General features: G+C 44.9%; 1 pseudogene. It reads right to left on the reverse strand.

The features are described 5' to 3' along the window. A pseudogene (locus tag QUB63_RS28335) lies at positions 1–343 on the reverse strand (CopG family transcriptional regulator); the annotation flags it as partial.

Here is a 343-nt window from a genome sequence, read left to right on the forward strand (position 1 = left end):
GCTAGTTGCTGCTGCAATTCGTTGGCCCAATGTTCTTTTTCGCCGAATTGATGCTGCAAAGATTCCAACTCGCTCGATTTGGAAGCTAGTTGCTGCTGCAATTCGTTGGCCCAATGTTCTTTTTCGGCAAATTGATGCTGCAAAGTTTCGTAACTTGACTTCGATACAGTTTCCTGCAATTGGCTTTCGAGATTTTGCTTGTCGGCTAATTGCTGCTGCAATTGGGCGATCGAACTTTCGCGTTCGCTCAACTGCTGCTGTAAAGATTCGTAACTTGACTTCGATACAGTTTCCTGCAATTGGCTTTCGAGATTTTGCTTGTCGGCTAATTGCTGCTGCAATT

Source organism: Microcoleus sp. ARI1-B5, from assembly GCF_036705795.1.
Classification (GTDB): domain Bacteria; phylum Cyanobacteriota; class Cyanobacteriia; order Cyanobacteriales; family Microcoleaceae; genus Microcoleus.